Source organism: Bradyrhizobium sp. UBA2491 (assembly GCF_002341725.1).
In the GTDB taxonomy this organism is placed as follows: domain Bacteria; phylum Pseudomonadota; class Alphaproteobacteria; order Rhizobiales; family Xanthobacteraceae; genus Bradyrhizobium.
Genome location: NZ_DDOP01000078.1, coordinates 33,543 through 53,788, shown reverse-complemented (window position 1 = coordinate 53,788; position 20,246 = coordinate 33,543). Strand labels below are relative to the sequence as shown.

Genomic DNA, 20,246 nt, shown 5'->3' with positions numbered 1-20,246 from the left:
GATAGACCAATGACTGTTCATATCCACCCATCAGTCGACAATGGCGTCAAGCAGGGCTCCGGCCACTTTGCCGGTGGCACGCTGGTCTGCAAATGCGCGGACAAGAAGGTCAAGGTCGGGATCAAGGGCGACGTCGCCCATAATCACGCCTGCGGCTGCACCAAGTGCTGGAAGCCGTCGGGCGCGACCTTCTCGGTGGTGGCGGTGGTCCCGCGCGAGAACGTCACCGTGCTCGAGAACGGCGACAAGCTGAAGATCGTGGATGCCGCCGCGGTGATCCAGCGCCACGCCTGCACCGGTTGCGGTACGCACATGTACGGCCGGATCGAGAACAAGGGCCATCCGTTCTATGGCCTCGACTTCATCCATCCCGAGCTGTTCCAGGAGCAAGGCTCGGCCGCTCCGGGATTTGCCGCCTTCGTCTCGTCGGTGATCGAATCCGGCGTCAAGCCGGCCGACATGGCCGGGATCAGGTCGCGCCTGAAGGAGCTTGGGCTCGAACCTTACGACTGCCTGTCGCCGCCGCTGATGGATGCGATCGCCACCCACGTGGCGAAGGCCAAGGCGGCCTGAGTGGCCACCTGAATGGCGGCTTGACACAACGAGATCCTGCGCCGGCAGAGAGCTGCCGGCGAAGGATATGCTGATCTTACCCGTGACCTTGAACCTTGCATGCCCTGCGGGCGACCACAGGGCATGCATTTTGTTTTCCGCCTTGCCCTCGTTATTTCCCCGATCCTGATCCTTTCGCCGGCTCGCGCTGCATCGCCGGAGGACCGCTACATCGCCGCGCGCGACGCTGCGATTGCCAAATTCGCCAAACTGTCGAACGACGACAAGATCAACGAGGCCGTCGATAAAGCCGAGGCTGCTGCGCGTGACGAGCTCAAGGGGCAGCTGACCGCGATCCTGTCCGAGACCGCCCGGCCGGGCTTTGCACCAGCCCAGCTCAACCTCGATACTCTATATAAAGGTGATATGGGGTTCGGCATGCTCGACGGTCTGCGCTTCGATGCCGACAGCGGCAGGGACGGCGCAAAGATCGGGGAGAAGCGTGCCGACGGCAGCTTCGTCGAGCCGAAAGCCCATATCGTCGTCACCACCGAGACGCTGTTCACCCGCTGGCTGCACGCGCACAAGAGCTGGTGGGACAAGGGCAGCAAGAACGTGCCGCAGCAGATCGAGCCGGCGCTGAAGTTCGAGGGCCTTTACACCCAGGCGATCTCGACCGATGCGGCCGTGATCAATTTCAACGAGTTGCCGGTCGCCAAGCCGTCGGCGGCGAGCCTGACTTACGGTTTCCTGGCCGGCCGCACCCAGGATTCGACCCCCGAGGCAGCTGACGAGGTGTTTGTCGCTGTTCTCGCCAACGGCAAGTTCTATATCGCCTATGGTGAGATCGAACCGGCCGTGCAAGTGCCGGCCTGCGCCGCGATTCGCGCCGACTACAACACGAAGGCCGACGTGGCAGCCGGGAAGCTCGAGCGCAAGCAGATCAGCAAGGCCGCCTATGACAAGCTCGGCGACCTGCGTCAGCAGGGCGACGACGCCTTCAAACGCTGCTTCGTCCAGCAGGCGCCACAGCAGCCGGCCTTCGCCGCAGCCACCAAACAGGCGCAGTCACTACTGGAGACGGCGATCGGCAGGTAGTCGAGTGCGGCGCGGCGGACCTGCGCTGGTGCAGAGCGAGGGCATGTTCAATCGGCGTACTCGAATACGAACCAAAGCCATCCGACCTGCAAGATCGACCAGGCCGCAAGTGCGGAAGGAACCAACCAGTTGTGGAGCGACCTCTGCCGTCGTCGGGCCCTAATAACAGAAATGGTGCCAACCGGAACGAGCAGAAGGGTCGGGGCCAAGAGTACCGCAAAAAGTATGGCAAGGCCGACCCGGTCGGCGAAGCTGTCCTGCACGATGGCTTGCAGGATGAAAAAGTAGGTCGCGAGGAATACAGGGGCAAATAGAGCGGCGGTAGCGGCGGCTGAGAATCCAGCTGATTCGATGCCTGATCTGTTCAGCCAAAATTTGGTGATGATCCACCCTGCGAGGAACGCGACGATCAGCGGCAATCCCAACTTCAACAGCACATCCTGGGTATCCTGGACGCTCGTCAGATAGAATACCACAACAAGCTCCATCGCTGGGACATGGGTGCTTCGATCGCCTGCGATATTCAGGTCGATCGATTGTCGCCTTTGCCTTAGCAATGTGGCGATGCCAATGGTCGATTTTGTCGTGCAGGATTCGAGGTTTGTCGTGCAGGGTTCGTGCAGGCGTCGATGCGGTAGCCTGGACCCGGCCAAAACGCTCGCCGGTAAATGGTCCGACGCGGGTTTGATCGGCGACCCGCGCGGCCCTATCTTCCTGGAATGTTCTTTTTGTCCCGGGGAGACGCCATGACGACCGCCATCAGCCCGTTCCGCATCGCCGTCGGCGACGATGTCCTCGAGGACCTGCGCACCCGGCTGCGCCGCACCCGCTGGCCGGAGGCCGAACTGGTCGACGATTGGAGCCAGGGCGCGCCGCTGCGATGGATCAAGGACGTCTGCCAGTATTGGGCGGAAACCTATGATTGGCGCCAGCGCGAGGCGCGGCTCAATCGCTTCAGCCAGTTCATCACCGGGATCGACGGGCTCGACATCCACTTCATCCATGCCCGCTCGAAGCATCCGGAGGCGCGGCCGCTGATCATCACCCATGGCTGGCCGGGATCGGTGGTCGAATTCCACAAGGTGATCGACCCGCTGACCGACCCGACTGCGCATGGCGGCAGCGCGTCGGATGCCTTTCACGTGGTGTGTCCGTCATTGCCGGGCTTCGGCTTCTCGGCCAAGCCGACTGCGACCGGCTGGGGCGTCGATCGCATCGCCAAGGCCTGGGCCGTCCTGATGGAGCGGCTGGGTTACACCAGCTATTTCGCGCAAGGCGGCGATTGGGGTTCCGCGGTCACGACGGCAATCGGCGGGCAGGACGCGGCACACTGCGCCGGCATCCACATCACGCTTGCGATGTCGACCCGGCCCAATGTCGAGGGGCAGCCGACGGCGGAGGAGGCTCGCGCGCTCAACGGCATCAAGTATTATGCAGACTGGGATTCCGGCTATTCCAAGCAGCAGTCGACCCGGCCGCAGACGCTTGGTTACGCGCTGACGGATTCGCCGAGCGGGCAGGCGGCCTGGATCCTGGAGAAGTTCTGGGCCTGGACCGACTGCGACGGTCATCCGGAAAATATCCTGAACCGCGACGAGTTGCTCGACAACGTCATGCTGTACTGGGTCACAGAAACGGCCGCATCGTCGGCGCGGCTCTACTGGGAGAGCTTCGGGCCGGGCAAGCGAACCCCGCACAAGGTGAACGTGCCGACCGGCGTCGCCGTGTTCCCCAAGGAAATTGTCACGCCGGTCCGCAAATGGATGCAGACGAATTTCACCAACATCCAGCACTGGAACGAGATGCCGAAGGGCGGACATTTCTCGGCATTCGAACAGCCCGAGCTGTTCGTGCGCGAGGTGCGGGAGTTTTTCGGGAAGCTGCGCTAAATCCCAGGCGAAGTCGACACCGGTTCACGGAAGAAGGCGGGGGGAGCGCTGCTTGCTCCCTCCATCAGCCCTTGGCTCCGCTGTTCGGTCGCGCAGAACCCGCTTCACCGTGTTGCGGGAATGAATCCGGGCACGCCGGTCCGCACCACCGAATTGAAACGGACATTCGTGGTGATGCGGTCACGCATCTCCTGCATCGCGTCCTCGGGCAGTGTCGTGATGTCGAAGTTTGCCTGGATGCGTTGCGGATTGGTTGAAGTGGTGAGGAAAGCGGTGCCGCGCTGTACCGCCCAGGCCAGTGCAACCTGGGCCGGCGTCTTGTGGACGCGACGTGCGATGTCGGCAATGACCGCATCCTCCAGCAGGTTTGGCTTCATGGCATGTCCCAACGCGGCAAACGCCAGCAGCACGATGCCATTCTGCCGACAGTATTCGAGCAGCTCCCATTCCGGCAAATAGGGATGCGCCTCGACCTGGACCACAGCGGGCTTGATCCGGGCCACTGCAACGATCTCGCGCAGCTTCTCCAGCGTGATGTCTGATAGGCCGATCGCCTTGCAGTGGCCGTCGTCCACCAGGCGTTCCATCGCCTGCCACGTCTCCGCCAACGTCACGCCGCGATCATAGATCACCTGACCGCGCTCGTCCCGCGGGTCTTGCTCGTCGCCGGGCTGGAAGGCAAACGGCGTGTGGATCAGATAGCAATCGATATCGTCGAGTTGCAGTCGCTGCCGGCTGGCATCGAACGCAGGCCTGACGCGCTCCGGGCGATGATTGGTGTTCCACAGCTTCGTCGTGACGAAGAGCTCTTCGCGCCGAACCATTCCGGCCTTGAAGGCGTCCTGGATCGCGTCGCCAACCGCTGCTTCGTTGCGGTAGCGTTCGGCTGCATCGAGATGTCGGAACCCGACCTCCAGTGCGGCCTTGGTCGCTTGCCGGGTTGCGAGAGGATCCGGGATCAGGGTACCAAATCCGACGGCGGGGATATGACCGCTGCCGTGGTTGAGGGTAATCCGCGTATCGCGAAATGCGTTCGGCGTCGTCATGTTCAAGCTCCTTGTTAGCAGGGTGGATGGGGATTAGTTGGCGGGCCGCGGCTTCCGGAGAAACAGCACCAGCGGGCTGACGACCAGCATGGCAAACATCAGGATTTCGAACTGGTCGATCACCGCGACCACGGCCGCCTGCTGGGTCACCAACCCGTTGAGCGCGGCAAGGCCTGGCGCCGCGATCGAACCCGCAAGGTGCGCTGCGGCCCGGTATGGCGTGAGGTCACGGGCGAGGGCTGCGTGCATGGCCTGGGTGTTGTTGTAGAAGAATATCTGCACCACGGCGATGCCGATCGTGCTGCCGTAGAGCCGCGACAGGTTGAGCAGCGCGCCGCCCTCCGCGCGCAGCTTCGGATCGAGAGTGCCGAATGCCGCTCTGCCAAGCGCAGGAATCAGCATACCGAGACCGGCACCCTGAAGAACACCGGTCTGGACCACCGCCTGCCAGTCCATCGCCGGCGAATAGCCGAGCATCATCCAGTTGGCGTAGACGACGAGCGCCATTCCGCCGAGCATGAAGGGCCGGTAGTCCATCTGGACGGGAGCCAGACTCGTCATCACGACCGTTCCCACCAACGTGACACCGCGCGGGATGGTCATGAAGCCGGTGGTGTCGACCGGATAGTTGAGCAATTCCTCCAGCATCGGCGAGGTCAAGGCCAGGGTCGGCAGCAGCACGAAACCGAGCGCAAAGGAGATCACCGTCGAAAGCACGAGGTTGCGGTCCTTGAACAATGCGGTGCGGAGAAAATGCGCCTTCGTGGTCAGGACATGCACGATGAAGAGATAGAAGCCGAGCACCGAAGCGCTGGCCTCGATCCAGATCTCGGTCGAGGCGAACCAATCCAGCCGTTCGCTGCGGTCGAGCAACATCTGCAGGCCGATCATGCCAATCGAGAAGGTGGCGAGACCAAAGAAGTCGAACGGACGCGGCCGGTCCGCACGCTTCTCCTCGAGCAGCAAGGTCATCGCGACGAAGATGAAGGCGGTCACCGGGAGACTGACATCAAAGATCGAGCGCCAGCCGTGATATTCGCTGAGCCAGCCGCCGATGCTCGGCCCACTGCTGATGCCGATCAGGAAGCACAATGACCACAGCAGGTTGACGCGGCCGTGTTGCGCCGGCGGCTGCGTCTCAAGCAGGACCACGAGCGAGAGTGGGCCGAGCGGCCCGCTCGCAGCTCCCTGCAGGATCCGCGCGAACACGAATTGCAGCGATGTCGTCGCCAGCGTATCGAGGACAAGTCCGGCTGCAAACAGGACGAGTGCCACCTGATAGAGCGCCTTCCGCCCATAGCGTCCGGCGAGCCAGCTCGTCATGGACATCGCGACCGCACTCGCCGCGATGTAGGAGGAGAACACCCAACCGACCTCGTCATCGCCCATCGACAGGGCGCCCTGGATGTGCGGCAGGGCCGCGTTCGGCAGCGAGATGTTGACGGCCTGCATGTAGGTCGCGGTGAGCGCCGCCAGCGGGAGCATGTAGTTTCTTTCGCGCCCGGCAGCGTAGGGGATCGCGGTGTTCATTTGGCGGCCTCCGTTGCGTCAGCGAGGTGGAGCGGGTGGCGCCAGCTGCGGCGAAAACCGGTATCGACGCGCGCGGTCACACTGATGCCGGAGAACAGCGGCCGGCTCGGATCGATCTCGTCCAGCTCGAGGCGGACCGGCAGACGCTGCACCACCTTGACCCAGTTTCCCGTCGCATTCTCGGGTGGCAGCACCGAGAAGTCGGACCCGGTGCCCGGGCTCATACTGACGATATGGGCCCTGAATCTGCGGCCCGGATAGGCATCGACGTCGATCGTCGCGTCCTGCCCGGGGCGCATGTGGGTGAGCCCGGTCTCGCGGAAATTGGCCTCGATCCAGATCCGCCGGCTCGACAGCAACGAGAACACCGGCGCGCCAGGGTTGACGAAACTGCCGATCTGGAGATCGTCCACTCTGGTGACAACGCCGTCGTCAGGCGCGGTTACCGTCGCATAGGAGAGATCGAGCTTCGCATGGTCGAGCTGGGCCCTGGCTGCGCGAACCGTCGGATGGCGATCGATCGCGATGTCGGCATCGCCATCCAACGCAGCCACCGTGTTGGCGATCTGCTGCTGGATCGATGCGACGCGCTGACGGGCGACCTTGAGATCGGTCTCCGCGCGTTCGTAGACCGCGCGGGGCGTGAAATCGGAGCTGACCAGCGCTTTCTTGCGCTCATACTCGCGCTCGTCAAAGGCTGCCGTATCTTGGGCCGACTGCAATTCGGCCTGTTGCTGGCGGTAGGTCGCCTTTAACGCGTCGATCTGGAGGCGTGCGCCGCCGAGCCGCGCCTCCGCCTCGTCGACTGCGATTTGATAAGGCTCCGGATCGATCCGGAACAGCACTTGGCCCTGACGGACGCGCTCATTGTCGCGCACGTCGATTTCGACGGCCTGGCCCGAGACGCGGGCATTGACAGTGATCTTCGCGGCGCGAACGAACGCGTTGTCCGTGGAGACGTAGGACTCCTCGGCGAGATACGCGGTGGCGCCGAATGCGGCCGCAATCACCGGCACCGCAAGCATCAGCGGCCGCCGCAGCCGTTCCCTGAAGCGCCAGGTGGGCGTCACGGTCGCGCGGTCGAAAGCCGGGCGCTCGACCTCGCCATCGAACCGCGTCCCAGCTGCTGTTGTCGCGACGGAGACAAGTTGCATCGCCGCCGCGTTTGGGCGGAGCGCCTTGTGTTCGCCTAACCACCTGGAAAACCGTGAAAAATCGAAGCGCATCGTGGAGCCCTTCCTTTGGCTAATTTTGTAACGATTCATACAAAATAAAACAAGCGAGCTCTGCGATCAAGCTGGCTGGCTGTTGATTTTTGTAACGATGTATACAAATACGGGTGATGCACGCGGCAACCAGGGTGTTTGCGCTATGGCAGGAAAAGACGGCAATCCAGGTCCGGCCCGCCGAGGGCGGCCGAAGGCCTATGACGCACAGGCGGCACTGAAGCAGGCGACCGAAACGTTCTGGAGGTCCGGTTACTCCGGCACCTCGCTGGACAGCATCGCTGCCGCGACCGGCATGAATCCGCCGAGTCTGTACGCCGCCTTCGGCAACAAGCATGCGCTCTATCTCGAAGCGCTGGACCGCTATTGGGAGATCAGCCTGGCCGCGACGCGCGAGGCGCTGGGGGAGAACCGTCCGCTGGCCGAAGCGCTGATGCTGGCCTACGATGCCGCGCTGTCGATCTATTTTTCCGGCAGAGGCAGCGCACGGGGATGTTTTGTGCTCGGTACTGCCGTCGTTGAATCGGTTGAAGATGCCGCGATCCGGAGCAATGTTGCGCGGGGCCTCCATGCGATCGACGCCGACTTCGAGGCACGTTTCCAGACCGCGCGCGAGCGAGGCGAACTCGAGCCCGACGCCGATCCCGCAGCGCTGGCGATCCTCGCGTCTGCGACCATGCACAGCATTGCCATTCGCGCCCGTGCCGGCGCCCGCCGCGCCGAGCTGCGCGAGGTTGCGCGGAAGGCGGTGGGCGTGATCTGCGGGTGCCCGGTCGAGGTGAGCTGAACGGGGACGCGGGCGTCCGTGCTGTTACCGGATGGCTCCGCTGCGAACCGGTGCGCGATGAAGTCAGCGCGCCCGACCGGCGATCTCGTCGGCACGCCAGCACCGGACCGCGTGGCCGTCCGGACGCGTTTCAAGCGACGGCCGGGGCTCGTGTTGACAGACCGCTTCGGCATGGCGACAGCGCGGACTGAATGCGCATCCGTCCGGTGGATCGAGCGGATTGGGGAGCTCGCCCTTCGTCGTCGCGAGCGGCGCCCGGCGCAGCGGATCAGGGATCGCGGCGATCAGGGTTTGCGTATATGGATGCGCCGGTCGCTCGAAGATGTCGCGCCAGCCGCCGGTCTCCACGATGCGGCCGAGATACATCACCGCGACCCTGTCGCTCATATGTTCGACCACACCGAGGTCGTGGCTGATCATGATGTAGGAGAGGCCGAGGCTTTCCTTCAATTCCAGCAGCAGATTGATGATCTGGGCACGGATCGAGACGTCGAGCGCAGAGACCGGTTCGTCGCAGATGACGATCTTCGGATTGAGGATCAGCGCGCGGGCGATACCGATGCGCTGGCGCTGGCCGCCGGAAAATTCATGCGGGTAGCGGCCGGCCTGTTCCGGCCGCAGGCCAACCTGCCGGAGCATCTCGGCAATGCGTCCATCGACCTCGCTCTGTGCCGTCACGCCATGCAGGCGCAGCGGGTCCTCAAGCGTGCGGCGGACGGTCTGGCGTGGATTGAGCGAGGCGTAGGGATCCTGAAACACCATCTGGGCGATACGGGCCAATCGCTTTCGATCGATCGATCGCCGCTCCGTCACGATGTGGCCGTCCAGCACGATCCTGCCCCGCGTCGGTGCGAGGAGCCCAAGCAGCGAGAGGGCAACGGTCGACTTGCCGCAGCCGGATTCGCCGACCAGGCCGAGGCACTCACCGCGCTTCAGCTCGAGATCGATGCCGTCGACCGCGCGCAGCAGCCGCCGGCCGCCGCCGAGCAAGCCACCCCCGAGCGGAAAATGCACCGCGAGATCCTCCACGCTGAGGATGACGTCGTCGTCAGGCTTCACCGCGGGTTCAGGCATGATGGTGACACCTGACCAGTCCGCCTGCATCGAGCCACGTCGTCTCCGGCACGGTGGTCCGGCAGATCTCGGTCGCCTGGGCGCAACGCGGATTGAAGCGGCAGCCGGCCGGGAAATCCGCGATCGCCGGCACGACTCCAGCGATTTCCTTGAGCCGAGACCGGCCAAGCGCCGCGCGGCTTCCGAGCCGCGGCAGCGAATCGACCAGGCCCTGCGTGTAGGGATGCGCGCCGGCGCGGAAGATGTCATCGGAGCGGCGCTCCTCGACGATGCGACCGGCATACATCACGCCGACGCGACGGCAGACATTGGCGACCAGCCCGAGATCGTGGCTGATCATCAGGATCGCGGTGCCGCGCTCGGCGCACAGATTGCGCATCAGCTCGATGATCTCGGCCTGAACTGTTACGTCGAGCGCGGTGGTCGGCTCGTCGGCGATCAGAAGATCCGGATCGCAGGCCAGTGCGATCGCGATCATCACACGCTGGCGCATGCCGCCGGAAAGCTGGTGCGGGTAATCCTTCACCCGCCGCTCCGGCGCGGGGACGCGGACATTCGCCAGCGCTTCGACGGCGAGCTGGTTTGCCTCGCGCCAGCTCTTGCCCTTGTGCAGCACGAACATTTCCGCGATCTGTCGACCGACCGGCGAGACTGGATTGAGTGCCGTCATCGGTTCCTGGAAGATCATGGCGATGCGGTTGCCGCGCAGTGCGCGCTGTTCGGCGGCCGGCAGCCGCTGGATCTCGCGGCCGTCGAAGCGGATGACGCCGGCGGCGATCGAGAGCGGCCGACGCAGCAGGCCGATAACGGCGAGCGCCGTGATGCTCTTGCCGCAGCCGGACTCGCCGACCAGTCCGAATGTCTCGCCGCGATCGATACGGAATGAAACGCCCTCGACCGCCGCGACACGCCCGGCGCCGCCATCGAGATCGATGCGCAGCTCCTCGACTTCGATCAGCGGAGCGGTCGTCATGCGCGCCGGCTCCGCGATTGGGGATCGAGCACGTCACGCAAGCCGTCGCCGAGCAAATTGAGGCCGAGCACCGTCAGGAAGATCGCAAGGCCCGGAAATACCGACAGCCATGGCGCCGTGGTGATCTGGTCGCGGGCCTCCGACAGCATGCTGCCCCAGCTCGGATAGGGTGGACGGATGCCGAGGCCGAGGAACGAGAGCGAGGCTTCGGCCAGCACCGCGCCGCCCATGCCGAGCGTGCCGATGACGATGATGGGACCGATCATGTTCGGCAGCAGCTGCGTGATCATGATGCGCAGATCGCCATAGCCGAGCACCCTTGCTGCCTGCACATAGCCCTGGCTCTTGAGGGACAGCGTCGAGGCCCGTGCGATCCGGCAGGTGAAGGACCAGTTGGTCAGTCCGAGTGCGATCAGCAGGCTGGTCAGGCCAGGTCCGAGCACCGCCATGATGGCCAGTGCGAAGATCAGCGAGGGGATCGCGAGCATGACATTGGTCAGCCCGTTGACGAAATCGTCCCACCAGCCGCCCCAATAGCCGGCGGTCAAGCCCAGCGTCACGCCGATGACGCTGTTGACGAGCTGCGAGACGATGCCGACCGTCAGTGAGATGCGCGCGCCGTGCACGACGCGGGAATAGATGTCGCGGCCCTGCGCATCGGTGCCGAACCACCACACCCAGCTCGGTGGCTCCTCCGCATTCATCAGGTTGGCGCCCATGACCGGATCGGTATGCGCCAGCCAAGGTGCGAACAGGCCGACGAAGATCGCCAGTGCGAACAGCAGCCCGCCGATGATCGCGCTGGTCCCAAGCTTCATCGCAGCCTTTCCGGGGCAGGCTGCACGGTCGATCGTGCAAGAGTGTGATGAGACCGGCTGCCGCTCATGCGTATCTGATCCTGGGATCGATCACGCCGTAGAGCAGGTCGACCAGCGTATTGACGGCAAGAAAGAACAGCACCACCACGAGAATGGTGCCCTGGACGGCGGGAATGTCGCGTTGCAGGACGCTGTCGACCAGGAGCGAGCCGATGCCCGGCCAGGAGAACAGTTTCTCGACGACGACCGCTTGCCCCATCACAACGCCGAATTGCAGGCCGATCGCCGTGAGAATGATGACGAGGGCATTGCGCATCACGTGCCAGGTCACGACCCGGGTCTCGCTCATGCCTTTCGAGCGCGCGGTGCGGACGAAATCCGCGGTCATGATCTCGAGCACCGCGGCCCGCGTCGTCCGCGCCAGCAGCGCCATTGGCGAGACGCCGAGCGTCACGGCGGGCAGCAGCAGATATTTGAGCCCGCCGTCGCCATAGCCGAAACTCGGCAGCCAGCCGAGCTTCAATGCGAACAGGTACATCAGCAGCAGCCCGAGCCAGAATTTGGCCATCGATAGGCCTGACACTGCCAGCACCATCGAGATGGTGTCGACCATGCTGCCTGGCCTCAGCGCCGCGACGAAGCCGAGCGGTACGCCGACCGCAACCGCAAATGCCAGCGCCGCAAAGATCAATTGCAGCGTCGGCCACATCCGTTTGGCGATCATCGTCGTGACCGGCTCGCGGGTCCGGAACGAGGTCCCAAAATCACCGGTCGTGAGCTTGGCGATATAGGCGCCGAACCGCACGTGGATGGGATCGTCGAGGCCGAGCTGCTTCTTCATGCGCTCGACCACCTGCGGGTCCGTAGGGCCCCGGCCGTCGTCGCCCATGCTCGACGCGATGCTGCCGGGAACGACGCTGAACAGCACGAAGATCAGCAGCACGACGGCCAGCACGGTCGGAATGGTCTGCAAGACTCGACGGATCGCGAACGACAGCATGGGTCGCTTTCCTCACTGCCTCGATCGTTTGTTGCGATAGAGGAGCATGGCACTTGTCACTTCGCGGGCGAGGTCTCGTCGACCCAGAGGTCTTCGACGTTCTGATGGGTCAGTTCGGTCGCGTCCAGCTGTATTCCCTTGAGCCAGGGCTGCACCGCCATGACGGCCTTGTTGTAGTTGAAGAACCAGATCGGGGCTTCCTCGCGGAGCAGCGCATTGGCCTTTTGCAGCAGCTGGACGCGCTTTGCGGCATCGTCGGTCTGCCCGGCTTCATCGATCGCTTTGTCGAACTCGGCGTTCTTGAAGGTCGTATAATTGCAGGCCGATTGCGGCGTCGCCGAGTGGAAGCATTTCAGCGCGGCCTGCGGATCCGGACCGGTTGCCTGCGAATAGATGAAGGCCTGGAAGTCGCCCTTGCGAATGAGCTCCGTCAGCACCGCGGTCTCGACCTGCTTGACCTTCACCTTGATGCCCACCTTGTCGAGCATCGGGATCGCGGCCTCGACGATCGGCAGGCCCCAGCTCTCATTCTGGCTGGTGGTCCATTCGAATTCGAAGCCGGTGGGATAACCCGCGTCGGCGAGCAATTGCTTCGCCTTGGCGGGATCGTAGGGGTAGGGCTTCATCGTCTTGTCGTAGGCGGGCGAGGTCAAAGGCAGCCAGCTCGTGGCGCGATAGGCCTTGCCCTTGACGAGCTTGCTGATGATCAGATCGGCATCGATCGCGTAGTTGATGGCCTGCCGGACCCGCTTGTCGGCGAACGGCTTGAACGCCGGATTCATCCCCATGTAGCGCGTGAAGACCTCGGCGACCTCGACGATGGTGCCCTTGAGGTTGGGGTCGGCCTGATAGGCGACATACTGCGCTGGCCCCAGCACCGAAGTGTCGATCTCCTTGTTGCGGAAGGCGACGTCGCGTGCCGCGGCTTCGCCCATCAGCGAGATCACGAGCTTGTCGGCGTAGGGCTTGCCGGGCTTGTAGAACCGGTCCCAGCGTTCCAGCACGATGCGCGATCCCGGCACGTGCTCGACGAACTTGAACGGGCCAAGCCCGATCGGCTTCTGGAGGAAGCTTTCCTTGCCGCCCTCGTCGGCGGGATAGATCGAAGTCAGCGCGGTGAAGAAATAGAAGGCGGGATCGACCCGCTCGGTCAACTTCATCTCGAGGGTGAAGTCGTCGATCTTCTTCAGGCCGGAAATTTCCTTGGCCTGGCCCTTCTCGACCTCGGCTGCGCCCTCGATGATGCGGACAAAGCGGGCGCCGGGATAGGCCTTGGTGCCGTCCATGATGCGATTGTAGGACCAGATGATGTCGTCCGCCGTCATCTTGCGGCCGTTGTGGAAGTAGGCGTCGTCGCGCAGCTTGAAGGTATGGACGAGACCCCCGCCCGAAACGACGACCTCCTTGGCAAGTTCCAGCACCGGCTTGCCCTCGGTCGAGTCCCAGATGTAAAGCGACCGGTGCAGGCCTTTGGCGTAGATTTCGTCCTGCGCACGCGGTGTCGTGTGGATGTCCATGCTGGTGAAACTGGAACCATAAGGCGCCGTCATGCGAATGGTCCCGCCCTTGCGCGGTGTCTGGGCCGCCGCCGCAGCGACGAGTGCGAGCCCCAGACCGGCCGCGATCGCAATCATCCTGAACATCATGTTTCCCCAACGATGCAGAAGCGTTCCGATCAGCGAGTTGATCATCGGCAGCATGCCAAGCGCAAGCTCCTGATGTCGCGTCGATGACCACCGGCACCAAATATTTGCGCGGTCGCGATGCGATGCGTGGGATCATGGAAGCGCAGCAGTCGGAGCGCATCGGGCTGGGGCGTGGACCGACGCGCAACTTTTACGTGTATGTAAACGGTTGTGATTGAACGGATTTTGGGCTCCGCCCTCAATTCGCGAAGCCGTGTCCATTTTGAGAGGGCCGACGCGGCGGGTGGGGTTAAACAAACCCACCATTCCCGCGAACTAGAGCAGTCCCCGATAAATTCCCGGCGCGGAGCCTTCGATGGCCACCGCGCCGACGGCTTTCGCATAGAAGTCTGCCGGCCCGACGCCGCCGATGATGGCGTAGCCGAAGCCCTGGTGCTTCATGTCCTCAAGACAGGCGAACAGCAGCGCCTTGCCGATCCCGTTCTGTTGCGACTTCGGCGCGACACCGGTTGGACCGAAGAAGTTGCGGCAGGCCGCGTCATGGCAGGCAAACCCCATGATCTTCTTGTGCTGGATCGCGATGAAGCAGGAGACCGGCTGGCGGCTGAATGCGACCTCGGTTTCGCTGGCCCATGCCTCGCTGAAGGTCTCCCGCACCCAGGCCGTGACCTTGTGCTTCTCGGGGGCGAGCGCACGGCGCATGACAATCCCGGCCTGCTGCAACCGATCGTAGGCGAGCCGGGAATCGGGCAGGGCGTAGAGCTTGACGAGCATGTCCATCCGGCGACCTTAAGCCATGATCCGGAAAAGTGCGAAGCGGTTTTCCGGGCAGACCATGGCCGTCCGGGAAACTGAAGCGCGACCAGATCATTTCCGCTGCCGCTTGTTCGAGGACCTGACATCGCGGGCAATCGCCCAAAGATACCCGCTGCAAAATGCAATGATCGCAACGATCACGCTGGCGGCGATAAGCTCTTGCATGTCCGCGGTTCTCCAAGTAGACGTATCTTGCTTACGTGGGAAATATACCCACGTAAGGCGATGATCGGTTTCCCGAGGTGATGCGACGGAGCGAATGCATGGTGGGAGCAAGCTCGGCAGGCAGACGTCTTCGGGCGGTGATCGCGCTCGTCGTCGTTGCCGGTCCTGGTTCGGCGCACGCCGCCCGAACCCCCGATCGGTCGGATGCCGGCAGCGGCGTCGTCTCGATTCCGATCGAGCGGCGGAGCCAGACCTCCTCGGTCGATGGCGTGGTCCGAACCGTCCAGCTTCCCAGGGGCGCGTCCGCGATCAGCGAGACCTATGGAGACTGGATCGTCAAATGCCTGCTCGACGGCGGTACCAAGCTGTGCACGCTCGGGCAGACCCAGAGCTCCAAGGAGACCAATCAGCAGGTCTTCGCCATCGAACTGATTCCCAGGGACGGCAAGGCCGAAGGCAATATGCTGATGCCGTTTGGGCTGAAGCTCGACGCCGGGGCCGTCGTCAAGCTCGACGGCAAGGACCTCGAGCAGACACGCTTCTCGACATGCACAGCGCAAGGCTGCCTGCTTCCGGTATCCTTCCCGACGGTGGTTACCGACACCATGAGCCGGGCCAAGACGATGACGGTGGCCGCGCAGAACCTCAACACCGGGCAGGCGGTCGTCTTCACGGTTCCACTGAACGGCTTTGCCGCGGCGCTGGAGCGCACCATCCAGCTAGCCAGCTGACGGACGCGCTGCGCTCCAGGCACCCTTGGGTCGCTAGCCAAACTTCATCTGCGCGGCCGGCGTCCGGTCGATTTCGGCCGCGACGCCGGATATCGTCTCGCGCATCCACATCAGCGCGGGATCGGAATCGAACGACACCGGCCATTGCAGGATTTCGCGAAATGCCGGAATGCGGACCGGCAAGCGTAGCAGTTTGAGCGGGAAGCTGCGGGCAAAGACGACCGCAAGGCGCTTGTGCACCGTCGCGATCCGATCCGTTCCGATCACCATCGTGGCCATCGTGGTGAAGTTCGGCGCAATGACCTCGATGCGCCGCTTGTGACCCAGCTTGACCAGCGCGCTTTCCTCGAAGGAAGGCCTGCGGATCGGACCGAACTGGGCGGTGACGTGTCCAAGCCCGAGATAGCGGCCGAGTGACAGCGAACGCCCGATCTTGCGGTTTCCGCTCCAGACGATGCAGCAGAATTCGTCGTCGAACAGATGCTGCCGCGGATGATCGTCGACGGCATAGCTGTCAGGCATAATGACGAAATCGACATCCCCGCGCTGCAACTGGTCGTCCACCCGATCGTTGAATGGAATGAGCTCGAGCGAGATGCCGGGCGCGCTGCGATAGACGCGCTTCATCACCGGATGCATCAGCACGATGCTGGCATAGTCCGAAACCACCATCCGGAAGCGCCGCTGCGAGCTTTGCGGATCGAAACGCGGGAGCGAGATCAGGTTCGCGCGAACGCGCAGCAGGATGTCGCGCGTCGGCCGTTCGAGCGCGCGCGCCAGCGGCGTCGGCACCAGCTTGCGTTGCGATATCGTGAAGATCTCATCGTTGAAGTATTGCCTCAGCCGGGCGATCGCGGCGCTCATCGCCGGCTGGCTGAGATGCAGGCGTTGGCTCGCCCGCATCACGCTGCCTTCCTCGAGGATGGCATCGAGTGCCACCAACAGATTCAAGTCCAGGCCTTCGAACCGCATGGGCTGATATCCAGATCATCAATGTCTGGGATCATGATAATCAATTTTTCAAATTCAAAAACCCGATGTAGCGAAGAAAGCTGCAGCACACAGGCCCGGGCAACGGGCCGGCCAGCAGACCATCCGCTCTGGGAGGAGCCCGTGATCAAGCCCTGGATCTTCGAATTCATGCAGGCCCCGAATCTCGGCGACGGCGACGGCGACGTCCGCCGGGAGCAGGCATCCAATGTATTCGACAAGGCGTTCGAACTCTGGCTGGACGCCGAGCGGCTCGGCTTCGAGGGGATATTTTTCAGCGAGCACCATTTCGGCCTGTCGTACAGCCCGTCTCCCAACCTGCTGATCGCGGCGGTCGCACGCCGCACCACCCGCCTGCGTCTCGGAACGATGGGAATGGTGGTGCCGTTCTACGCACCGTGGCGCATCATCGAGGAGCTTGCGATGCTCGATCATCTGACCAGCGGGCGGCTCGAGATCGGCTTCGCGGCCGGCGTGCCGCAGGAACTGGCGCGCATCGGGCTTGACATGGAGGAAGCGCGCGAGCGGTTCAACGAGAGCCTGGAGATCCTCGATGCCGCGCTCGCCAACCCCGTCATCAATCACCATGGCAAATACTGGACGTTCGAGAATCTAACCTTGATGCCGAACGTGTTCCTGCAAGCGTCGCCGCCGAAATGGACGACGGTCGTCAGTCCCGTGTCAGCCGGGAAGTCGGCGCGGCGACGCTCGAAGATCTGCACGGGTTTCGAATCCGTCGGTCGGGTTACCGAGATCTTCGACGCCTATCGCAACGAAGCGGCGCAGCTTGGGTTTCCCGCGGGTCCCGACCAGCTCGCGATCCGGCGCAATGTCTCGATTTCGCGTGATGCTGCCGCCGCGCGTGAGGCATCGCGCGCCGAGAAGGCCGCGACGCTCAAGGTGGTGGCCGGCGATCCCAGGGTCGCCGCGAGTGCGTCCTCCCTGCTCGATGCGCCAAGGGGCGGCGCCGGCTTCTCGGTGCACGATGACGACTACATCGCCGGCACGCCGGCGCAGGTTACGGAGCAGATCATTGAGCAGTGCCGCAAATGCAGTGCCGGCCATCTCCTGGCGATGCTGGGGAGAGGCGTCTCGGCTGGCCGCCGCGAGGCCTTCGCGCTGTTCGGCGAAGAAGTGATCCCGCAGTTGCGGCGGGCAGAGATCAACTGAGCTGGCGCCGGGCGCCGCTCGATCTCGGAGCCTGATCGAGAGGTCGCCTGCGACAAATCACCCCGACGGGCAAATCGCCGCTTCCGTCGTCGGGCAAATCAGCAGTCCAATCCTGCTCGTCTCCCCCCATTGAGGGGCACGTTGCGATCGTCACTGACGTCGAGCAGCGACCATGATGGAGACAATCAAGCGACCGGAGCCCTTGCGCCCGGTCTCAGATCCCAATGATTGAAGGGTACAAATTTGACAGATACATCGGGAGCATCTTTCATCAACGTGGTATCCGCATATGGCGTTGATAATACCGGGTCGTCAGACACCCACGCGCTACTGCAAACCGCGATCAACTCCATAAGTGGAGCGGGTAACGCCGTCTACCTTCCCACCGGAACCTACGATCTCGGCAACTCTCAAATCATCATCCCCGACGACACCATTGTGACTTGCAGTCCTGCGGCCGTCCTTCGGCGGTCGCAGGATATCTCAGGTCCCGCACCGTATGGATCTTACACCTCGGCGATGGTCTCGGTTGGCAATCGCTGCCAATGGTCCGGCGGTGTTCTGAACAACACCGCAGTTGTCGCAAGCTCGACGACCCAGGTCACGATCGGTGACGGCAATCGAACGTTTACGGTGCCGGCCGGTCTGCCGTGGACGACTTCGACCTTTCTTCGCATCTGGAGCCGGGCGAACCCTGCAAACCGATATGAAGGCCAGGTGGTTTCCTACAGCGGCACCACGCTGGTCCTAAGTGACCAGTTTGCTGCCAGCGGCTCCGGCACGCATTCTGATTGGAACATCACGTATGGCGGGGTCTATCAGTGCCCGATGGTGTTGCACGGCGTAACACAGAGCATCGTCGAAAAGGTGCGGGTTACCGGAAACTGGTACGTTGGCCTGTTGATGGACGGGTGGAATCCATCGAGCGGCGGCTCACTCCAAACGAGCGCTTGCGCGTTTCGGGATTGCCATACCGAAAGCGTGCAAAACCGGGGCATATATCTCTACGGCGGTTGCAGCGACAATCTGATCGACGGCTGCTACGTAAACGGCGGAGGCGGGGTAACGGACTATGGCGTCAACCTCAACCCGGCGAATGCGTCGGGTTCGGTCAATTGGCAGCTCCGCAACAAAATTGTCGGGACAACCGTCGTTGGTTCTGGCTTTCAAGGCATCGCCGTAGGCGACTTTTCAGTCTACACGATTGTCGATCATTGCGCGGCAAGCGCTCTGACCAATCCGAGTGGAATTGGATTCCTTTGTCAGGCCGCCAACACCGGGACACCTCAGTACAACAGGTTCAGTTCGTGCGTCGCTACCAACTGTCCGACGGCTGGATTCTACTTCATCGGAGCGCTGTATGGCGGGGCAGCCGACTGTCTTTCGGTCGTGTGTGGTAGGGGCTACGCAATTGGTCCATCGAACTCGATACAAAGCCAATACATATCGCTGGCGAGCTGCGAGGCTGATGGCTGCACGACAGGATTTGAAGTGGTCGGAAGCTCCAACCGCTGCGATCTCACCAATATCAAGTCGATCGCCAACTCCGGTAACGGCGTCCAGATCGATGCCGGGGCGAGTGTGACATTGGCGACCGGTCGCTCAACTGCCAATGGCGCCAACCTCGCCGATAACGGAGTGTCATCGAATGTCGGCGGGTTGCTCCTAGGGTAGAGATCAATGCAATAACTCTACCGTTTTGGTCGGCAGATGTGCCGTTCAGGCATCCGTCGTCAACCGGCGACGGATGCTGCTGCCGGCTCGATACTCGCGCGCGGAGCAATTGCCTGGCGCCTCAATCCCGATACGACGGGTCAGCCCGGTCGAGCTTGCGCAGCAGCGCCGGCCAGGCAAGCTCGCCGTTGCGGGCGGCGCGGCCGGGCTTGGGCAGCATCCGCTCATAGGTATCTTCGAGGATGCTCTGCGGCGGGTAGATCAGCTTGGTGTTGCAGGACATCGCCATTACCTGGGTCTGGCAGGCGCGTTCGAGCCGGAACAGCACGTTGAAGGCGGCAGGCACGGTGCGGCCGACCACCAGCAGGCCATGGTTGCGCAGGATCATCGCCTCGTGATCGCCGAGATCGCGCACCAACCGCTCGCGCTCGTCGATGTTGTCGGCGATGCCTTCGAAGTCGTGATAGGCGATGTGCAGGAAACGCATCGAGGTCTGCGCCAGCGGCAGCAGGCCGCATTCCATCGCCGAGACCGCCATGCCGGCCGGGGTGTGGGTGTGGGCGACGCAGTCCATGTCGTGCTTGGCCATGTGGATGGCGCTGTGAATGACGAAGCCTGCGACATTGACGTCATAGTCGGACGCGTTGAGCAGCGTATTGCCCTCGACGTCGACCTTGATCAGGCTGGAGGCGTCGATCTCCTCATAGAGCATGCCGTAGGCATTGATCAGGAACTGGTCGGTGGTGCCGGGCACGCGGCAGGAGATGTGGTTGGCGATCATCTCGGTCATGCCGTACATCGCCGTGAGCCGATAGCAGGCGGCGAGATCGACACGGGCCTGCCATTCCTCGGCGCTCACCTGCTCACGAACGGATTTCACGACCTTGATCGCGGGCGAGCTGACGGGGGGATTCATGGCGTCTCCTTGAGATGTCCGCGGGACGGATTGTTGGCGGGGAACATAGCAGAATCCGCATGCCAGCAAGCGGCGGCGCGTCAGCTTATTTGCGGGTCTGGCGGGCAAAAACCGAATGCACCATTGGCGCGTCGCAGGTTCGATG

20 protein-coding genes are annotated in these 20,246 nt (G+C 63.1%); 8 read left to right on the top strand and 12 right to left on the bottom strand.

The window, feature by feature from the left end; all coding sequences use genetic code 11:
- Positions 1-9 precede the first annotated feature (9 nt).
- Positions 10-573, top strand: a complete 564-nt coding sequence (gfa, locus tag B2W55_RS25620) for an S-(hydroxymethyl)glutathione synthase (RefSeq protein ID WP_024580244.1) — start codon at positions 10-12, stop codon at positions 571-573.
- 123 nt (positions 574-696) lie between these two features.
- On the top strand, positions 697-1,650 hold the full coding sequence (locus B2W55_RS25615) for a hypothetical protein (RefSeq protein WP_024580245.1): 954 nt from the start codon (positions 697-699) through the stop codon (positions 1,648-1,650).
- A 47-nt stretch (positions 1,651-1,697) separates the two neighbouring features.
- On the opposite strand, the gene B2W55_RS25610 is transcribed toward B2W55_RS25615, so the two are convergent.
- Complete coding sequence (locus B2W55_RS25610; protein WP_145987249.1) at positions 1,698-2,126, bottom strand: hypothetical protein; 429 nt, start codon at positions 2,124-2,126, stop codon at positions 1,698-1,700.
- 270 nt (positions 2,127-2,396) lie between these two features.
- Here B2W55_RS25610 and B2W55_RS25605 point away from each other — a divergent pair, with 270 nt between their 5' ends.
- A complete protein-coding gene (locus tag B2W55_RS25605) occupies positions 2,397-3,539 on the top strand; it encodes an epoxide hydrolase family protein (RefSeq protein WP_024580247.1) in 1,143 nt (380 codons plus the stop codon).
- 104 nt (positions 3,540-3,643) lie between these two features.
- Here B2W55_RS25605 and B2W55_RS25600 read toward each other — a convergent pair whose 3' ends face one another.
- From B2W55_RS25600 to B2W55_RS25590, 3 genes are read right to left on the bottom strand one after another with little or no spacing between them, the layout of a single operon-like run.
- Positions 3,644-4,585, bottom strand: coding sequence for an aldo/keto reductase (locus B2W55_RS25600; protein WP_024580248.1), 942 nt, complete (start codon positions 4,583-4,585; stop codon positions 3,644-3,646).
- 33 nt (positions 4,586-4,618) lie between these two features.
- Complete coding sequence (locus B2W55_RS25595) at positions 4,619-6,115, bottom strand: MDR family MFS transporter (protein ID WP_024580249.1); 1,497 nt, start codon at positions 6,113-6,115, stop codon at positions 4,619-4,621.
- Complete coding sequence (locus B2W55_RS25590; protein WP_100555233.1) at positions 6,112-7,269, bottom strand: HlyD family secretion protein; 1,158 nt, start codon at positions 7,267-7,269, stop codon at positions 6,112-6,114. The genes B2W55_RS25595 and B2W55_RS25590 overlap by 4 nt, the downstream gene beginning before the upstream one ends.
- Positions 7,270-7,423: 154 nt before the next feature.
- Here B2W55_RS25590 and B2W55_RS25585 point away from each other — a divergent pair, with 154 nt between their 5' ends.
- Positions 7,424-8,128, top strand: a complete 705-nt coding sequence (locus B2W55_RS25585) for a TetR/AcrR family transcriptional regulator (protein WP_244442166.1) — start codon at positions 7,424-7,426, stop codon at positions 8,126-8,128.
- Positions 8,129-8,191: 63 nt separating this feature from the next.
- Here B2W55_RS25585 and B2W55_RS25580 read toward each other — a convergent pair whose 3' ends face one another.
- The 5 genes from B2W55_RS25580 to B2W55_RS25560 all read right to left on the bottom strand — a co-directional run bounded on the left by B2W55_RS25580 (position 8,192) and on the right by B2W55_RS25560 (position 13,639).
- Positions 8,192-9,202 (bottom strand): ABC transporter ATP-binding protein, encoded by a 1,011-nt coding sequence (locus B2W55_RS25580; RefSeq protein WP_024580252.1) that lies wholly within the window; start codon positions 9,200-9,202, stop codon positions 8,192-8,194.
- A complete protein-coding gene (locus B2W55_RS25575) occupies positions 9,195-10,175 on the bottom strand; it encodes an ABC transporter ATP-binding protein (protein WP_024580253.1) in 981 nt (326 codons plus the stop codon). The genes B2W55_RS25580 and B2W55_RS25575 overlap by 8 nt, the downstream gene beginning before the upstream one ends.
- Positions 10,172-10,993: an ABC transporter permease gene (locus B2W55_RS25570; protein WP_024580254.1), complete on the bottom strand. Its 822-nt coding sequence runs from the start codon at positions 10,991-10,993 to the stop codon at positions 10,172-10,174. The genes B2W55_RS25575 and B2W55_RS25570 overlap by 4 nt, the downstream gene beginning before the upstream one ends.
- 64 nt (positions 10,994-11,057) lie before the next feature.
- Positions 11,058-11,993, bottom strand: coding sequence for an ABC transporter permease (locus B2W55_RS25565; RefSeq protein WP_024580255.1), 936 nt, complete (start codon positions 11,991-11,993; stop codon positions 11,058-11,060).
- A 56-nt stretch (positions 11,994-12,049) separates the two neighbouring features.
- Entirely contained in the window at positions 12,050-13,639 is a 1,590-nt protein-coding gene (locus B2W55_RS25560; RefSeq protein WP_029878945.1) for an ABC transporter substrate-binding protein, read from the bottom strand.
- Between the two features lie 83 nt (positions 13,640-13,722).
- On the opposite strand from B2W55_RS25560, the gene B2W55_RS25555 reads away from it, so the two are divergent.
- Positions 13,723-13,857 (top strand): hypothetical protein, encoded by a 135-nt coding sequence (locus B2W55_RS25555; RefSeq protein WP_256372060.1) that lies wholly within the window; start codon positions 13,723-13,725, stop codon positions 13,855-13,857.
- Between the two features lie 97 nt (positions 13,858-13,954).
- Here the strand turns inward: B2W55_RS25555 and B2W55_RS25550 are convergent, their stop codons facing one another.
- The gene (locus tag B2W55_RS25550; RefSeq protein ID WP_024580257.1) at positions 13,955-14,419 is read right to left on the bottom strand and encodes a GNAT family N-acetyltransferase; all 465 of its coding nucleotides are present in this window, start codon (positions 14,417-14,419) and stop codon (positions 13,955-13,957) included.
- A 299-nt stretch (positions 14,420-14,718) separates the two neighbouring features.
- Here B2W55_RS25550 and B2W55_RS25545 point away from each other — a divergent pair, with 299 nt between their 5' ends.
- Positions 14,719-15,351 (top strand): invasion associated locus B family protein, encoded by a 633-nt coding sequence (locus tag B2W55_RS25545; protein ID WP_029878946.1) that lies wholly within the window; start codon positions 14,719-14,721, stop codon positions 15,349-15,351.
- A gap of 33 nt (positions 15,352-15,384) precedes the next feature.
- Here B2W55_RS25545 and B2W55_RS25540 read toward each other — a convergent pair whose 3' ends face one another.
- Entirely contained in the window at positions 15,385-16,290 is a 906-nt protein-coding gene (locus tag B2W55_RS25540; RefSeq protein WP_291532305.1) for a LysR family transcriptional regulator, read from the bottom strand.
- Between B2W55_RS25540 and B2W55_RS25535 the strand changes: the two genes are divergently transcribed.
- Both B2W55_RS25535 and B2W55_RS25530 read left to right on the top strand, forming a co-directional pair.
- Positions 16,231-17,511, top strand: a complete 1,281-nt coding sequence (locus tag B2W55_RS25535; RefSeq protein ID WP_080891128.1) for an LLM class flavin-dependent oxidoreductase — start codon at positions 16,231-16,233, stop codon at positions 17,509-17,511. The genes B2W55_RS25540 and B2W55_RS25535 overlap by 60 nt on opposite strands.
- 243 nt (positions 17,512-17,754) lie before the next feature.
- Entirely contained in the window at positions 17,755-19,185 is a 1,431-nt protein-coding gene (locus B2W55_RS25530; RefSeq protein WP_160306745.1) for a glycosyl hydrolase family 28-related protein, read from the top strand.
- Between the two features lie 121 nt (positions 19,186-19,306).
- Here the strand turns inward: B2W55_RS25530 and B2W55_RS25525 are convergent, their stop codons facing one another.
- Entirely contained in the window at positions 19,307-20,101 is a 795-nt protein-coding gene (locus B2W55_RS25525) for a class II aldolase/adducin family protein (protein WP_024582062.1), read from the bottom strand.
- Positions 20,102-20,246: the final 145 nt, after the last annotated feature.

Excerpts from the sequence above, each read along its gene's own strand:
- gfa (WP_024580244.1), top strand. The coding sequence starts at position 10 with ATGACTGTTCATATCCACCCATCAGTCGACAATGGCGTCAAGCAGGGC.
- B2W55_RS25615 (WP_024580245.1), top strand. The coding sequence starts at position 697 with ATGCATTTTGTTTTCCGCCTTGCCCTCGTTATTTCCCCGATCCTGATC.
- B2W55_RS25605 (WP_024580247.1), top strand. The coding sequence starts at position 2,397 with ATGACGACCGCCATCAGCCCGTTCCGCATCGCCGTCGGCGACGATGTC.
- B2W55_RS25600 (WP_024580248.1), bottom strand. The coding sequence starts at position 4,585 with ATGACGACGCCGAACGCATTTCGCGATACGCGGATTACCCTCAACCAC.
- B2W55_RS25595 (WP_024580249.1), bottom strand. The coding sequence starts at position 6,115 with ATGAACACCGCGATCCCCTACGCTGCCGGGCGCGAAAGAAACTACATG.
- B2W55_RS25590 (WP_100555233.1), bottom strand. The coding sequence starts at position 7,269 with ATGCAACTTGTCTCCGTCGCGACAACAGCAGCTGGGACGCGGTTCGAT.
- B2W55_RS25580 (WP_024580252.1), bottom strand. The coding sequence starts at position 9,202 with ATGCCTGAACCCGCGGTGAAGCCTGACGACGACGTCATCCTCAGCGTG.
- B2W55_RS25575 (WP_024580253.1), bottom strand. The coding sequence starts at position 10,175 with ATGACGACCGCTCCGCTGATCGAAGTCGAGGAGCTGCGCATCGATCTC.
- B2W55_RS25570 (WP_024580254.1), bottom strand. The coding sequence starts at position 10,993 with ATGAAGCTTGGGACCAGCGCGATCATCGGCGGGCTGCTGTTCGCACTG.
- B2W55_RS25565 (WP_024580255.1), bottom strand. The coding sequence starts at position 11,993 with ATGCTGTCGTTCGCGATCCGTCGAGTCTTGCAGACCATTCCGACCGTG.
- B2W55_RS25560 (WP_029878945.1), bottom strand. The coding sequence starts at position 13,639 with ATGATGTTCAGGATGATTGCGATCGCGGCCGGTCTGGGGCTCGCACTC.
- B2W55_RS25555 (WP_256372060.1), top strand. The coding sequence starts at position 13,723 with ATGACCACCGGCACCAAATATTTGCGCGGTCGCGATGCGATGCGTGGG.
- B2W55_RS25550 (WP_024580257.1), bottom strand. The coding sequence starts at position 14,419 with ATGGACATGCTCGTCAAGCTCTACGCCCTGCCCGATTCCCGGCTCGCC.
- B2W55_RS25545 (WP_029878946.1), top strand. The coding sequence starts at position 14,719 with ATGGTGGGAGCAAGCTCGGCAGGCAGACGTCTTCGGGCGGTGATCGCG.
- B2W55_RS25535 (WP_080891128.1), top strand. The coding sequence starts at position 16,231 with ATGCAGGCGTTGGCTCGCCCGCATCACGCTGCCTTCCTCGAGGATGGC.
- B2W55_RS25525 (WP_024582062.1), bottom strand. The coding sequence starts at position 20,101 with ATGAATCCCCCCGTCAGCTCGCCCGCGATCAAGGTCGTGAAATCCGTT.